Here is a 2,766-nt window from a genome sequence, read left to right on the forward strand (position 1 = left end):
CTCAGGTACGTTACTGATGATGGAGGCTGCCGCAATTTTTCCGATGCCAGGCATGCTTTGTAGTATTTCATTTTTGGCTCGGTAATCAGGACAAGTTTCTATGAGTTTAGCGATCCTAGCTTCTACTTTTTTAATCTGGTTTTTGAGTGCAGTTAAGATAGGTTTGATCGAAGAGACGATGGATTTTGAGAGAATTTGATGTCGATTTTTTTCCATAGTTTGCATTGACAGTAATTGATTGCGTCTGGTGACTAAGTCACTCATTAAACGAATGTTTTCACTTTTTAATTGGGTGAGCTTTGGCTTGATGGCTTCGGCATAGTAAGCAATAAGCGCCGCATCTAAACGGTCATTTTTAGCTCTATTCCCAAGAGCCCCAGAAAACTTTTTGATGTGTAATGGATTAGCAATGACATAAGGTAATTTGGCGTTGTCACAAGCTAAAATGAATGGCATTTCCAACCGCCCAGTCGCTTCGATGACGATACGTTCAGGTTGATATTTTTTAATGGTTTGGATGGCTTCTTTAATCCCTTTTTCGTCATTGGTGACGTTAAAGTAGATATCGAGAGGTCGGATATAGATGTCAAGTTGTGACTTACCGGTATCAACGCCGACATGAATGTTTTGAACTGTGTTTGTATTCATAATAAGCTAACTCTTGCTTGCGAAATGCGGGCTCGAGACCCAGAAGACTATTCGAGTGTGATGCTTGGAGTTCTATCTGACGTTCGTTCTTGTTATCGGTCTCTCAATAGAGGAGCCAGCGTTCAATCGAACTATCAGATAGAGAACTTTAGTTGCTGCTAAAGTCTGGGTCTCACTTTACCCTTATTCGCTAGTTATTATCCATACAAGCAGTGCAACGCGGAAGCGTAAACGGTTGCCATTCTTTTTGCAAAAAGAAAAAGTCGCAAAAATATTATCAACCTACGCTCCGGTTAACTGGGCGTTATGCGCTTTAAGGAAAATGAATATGTATCAGTTGAGAATTTATGAAGTAAATCCAGAGAAACGTGTGGCCTTCCACGAAAGGTTTCAAAATCATGCCATGCGTATTATGAAAAAGTACGGGTTCAACATCGTTGCCCTTTGGGAATCTGTCACTGCATCCAAGTTGGAATTTATCTATATTTTAAATTGGCCGGATATGGAAACGATGGAGCGCCAATGGAAGGTTTTCCTCGCAGATCAAGAATGGATAGATATCAAGAAAAAAATGGATCTTGATATCGGTGAGCCCGTGCTCAAAGCAACAGGCCGAGTGCTTGAATCTATCGAATACTCGCCAGTATCTACAATATCAGTACCATAATATGTCGGATAGGCTGAGATTTTTGGATACGGCGCATAACAATCAAATCCAGCTGATCCCCAAACCGCTGCGCGCTTTTCGGTCAGCTGATTTGAAACGTTATGCTTTAAAAACATCTTCACCGAGTAGGAATTAATGGACTATCTCATATTTTTAGGTATATGCATTGTAGCGACAGCTAGCCCAGGTCCAGCTGTATTTCTATCGATTAAAAATGGCGCCAAATATGGGTGTGGAAGCGCACTTGTAGGTGTAGTCGGCAATGTTGTAGCAATGCTCACTTTGGCATCAGTATCGGCGGCAGGACTGGGAGCAATAATTCTAGCGTTTCCCTCTTTGCATACAGCGATCAAAATTATAGGTGGCTTGTACTTGATTTATCTTGGTATAAAAGCATGGTGCTCTAAGTCTGTATCTCATGCTAAAAGTCCTGAAGGCTTATCAATTTTCACACCTAAAAAATCAAAATTATTTAGCGAGTCGTATTTTGTAGGCATCAGCAACCCCAAAGCTATCGCATTTTACACAGCGTTATTTCCTCAATTTATCAATTCAGATGAACCAATTTTATTTCAGTTTGCTTTGTTAGCCGGTACATTCGCCTCATGTTCGTTCTTGTTTCTAATGTTATATGTATTATTGGCATCTAAGTTGAGAAGGCATCTAGAGAAAGAGAAAATATTAGCTTGGTTTAATCGTATCACTGGCGGGGTGTTTGTTGGATTTGGAGTTGCTCTTGTTTCTAGCAACGAAGCATAACAAACGGTTGCAGTCGGATTGTCAAAACGCTACGCGTTTTGACAACCGCTGAACCGAGCGTTAATGTCACGGAGAGGACAAATGTTAAGAACTATTCAACTAGAAGAGTTCAGCAATGAAATAGCCCTAGAAATGGGCTTGAAAGTTATTGAGGAAGCTCGTTCTACTGGAAAGAAAATAGCAGTATCGGTTGATAGGCTTAATCATAATATTTTTAAGTTTGTTTCTGAAAATCTACCTGCAGACAAGCATGATTGGCTAAGAAGAAAGGCAAATGTCGCAATTAGATTCGAAGAGAGCTCACTGGCTGTAAAGAATGATCTAGAAAGCGGCGGAATGAGCCTTAAGAAAACATTTGGCCTTGAATCAAATGACTACATAGCCAAAGGTGGTTCGATACCTATCAAAGTACGGAATGCTGGTTTAGTAGCTGTGATAACTGTTTCTGGACTGTCTGATGTAGAGGATCATGATCTTATTGTATCCGCTCTTAGGGATTACATTTAACTGTGGACTCAGACATTAACAAACGTAGGCAGTCGACGCGGAAAAGCCTGCGCAACTGCTACAAGCGTTAAATTACAAGGATAGTTCAGTGGAAATAAAGGAAATTCATTCAACCTCTAGCGTCTCAGTTCAATTAAATTCATTGCTTATAGATTGTGTTGAGAGTGGTGCTTCAGTTGGCTTTT

At 40.4% G+C, this 2,766-nt stretch carries 4 protein-coding genes; 3 read left to right on the plus strand and 1 reads right to left on the minus strand.

What is annotated here, in order from left to right; all coding sequences use genetic code 11:
- On the minus strand, positions 1-648 hold a 648-nt coding region (locus tag ABUE30_RS18495; protein ID WP_408625317.1), incomplete at its 3' end, for an IS110 family transposase.
- Between the two features lie 328 nt (positions 649-976).
- Between ABUE30_RS18495 and ABUE30_RS18500 the strand changes: the two genes are divergently transcribed.
- The 3 genes from ABUE30_RS18500 (at position 977) to ABUE30_RS18510 (ending at position 2,581) form a co-directional block, all read left to right on the plus strand.
- Entirely contained in the window at positions 977-1,315 is a 339-nt protein-coding gene (locus ABUE30_RS18500; protein ID WP_408625318.1) for an NIPSNAP family protein, read from the plus strand.
- 135 nt (positions 1,316-1,450) lie between these two features.
- Entirely contained in the window at positions 1,451-2,074 is a 624-nt protein-coding gene (locus tag ABUE30_RS18505; protein WP_408625319.1) for a LysE family translocator, read from the plus strand.
- Positions 2,075-2,155: 81 nt separating this feature from the next.
- Entirely contained in the window at positions 2,156-2,581 is a 426-nt protein-coding gene (locus ABUE30_RS18510) for a heme-degrading domain-containing protein (RefSeq protein ID WP_408625320.1), read from the plus strand.
- Positions 2,582-2,766 lie beyond the last annotated feature (185 nt).

This window comes from Celerinatantimonas yamalensis (assembly GCF_046054155.1).
Taxonomy (GTDB): domain Bacteria; phylum Pseudomonadota; class Gammaproteobacteria; order Enterobacterales; family Celerinatantimonadaceae; genus Celerinatantimonas; species Celerinatantimonas yamalensis.

Excerpts from the sequence above, each read along its gene's own strand:
- ABUE30_RS18505 (WP_408625319.1), top strand. The coding sequence starts at position 1,451 with ATGGACTATCTCATATTTTTAGGTATATGCATTGTAGCGACAGCTAGC.
- ABUE30_RS18510 (WP_408625320.1), top strand. The coding sequence starts at position 2,156 with ATGTTAAGAACTATTCAACTAGAAGAGTTCAGCAATGAAATAGCCCTA.
- ABUE30_RS18500 (WP_408625318.1), top strand. The coding sequence starts at position 977 with ATGTATCAGTTGAGAATTTATGAAGTAAATCCAGAGAAACGTGTGGCC.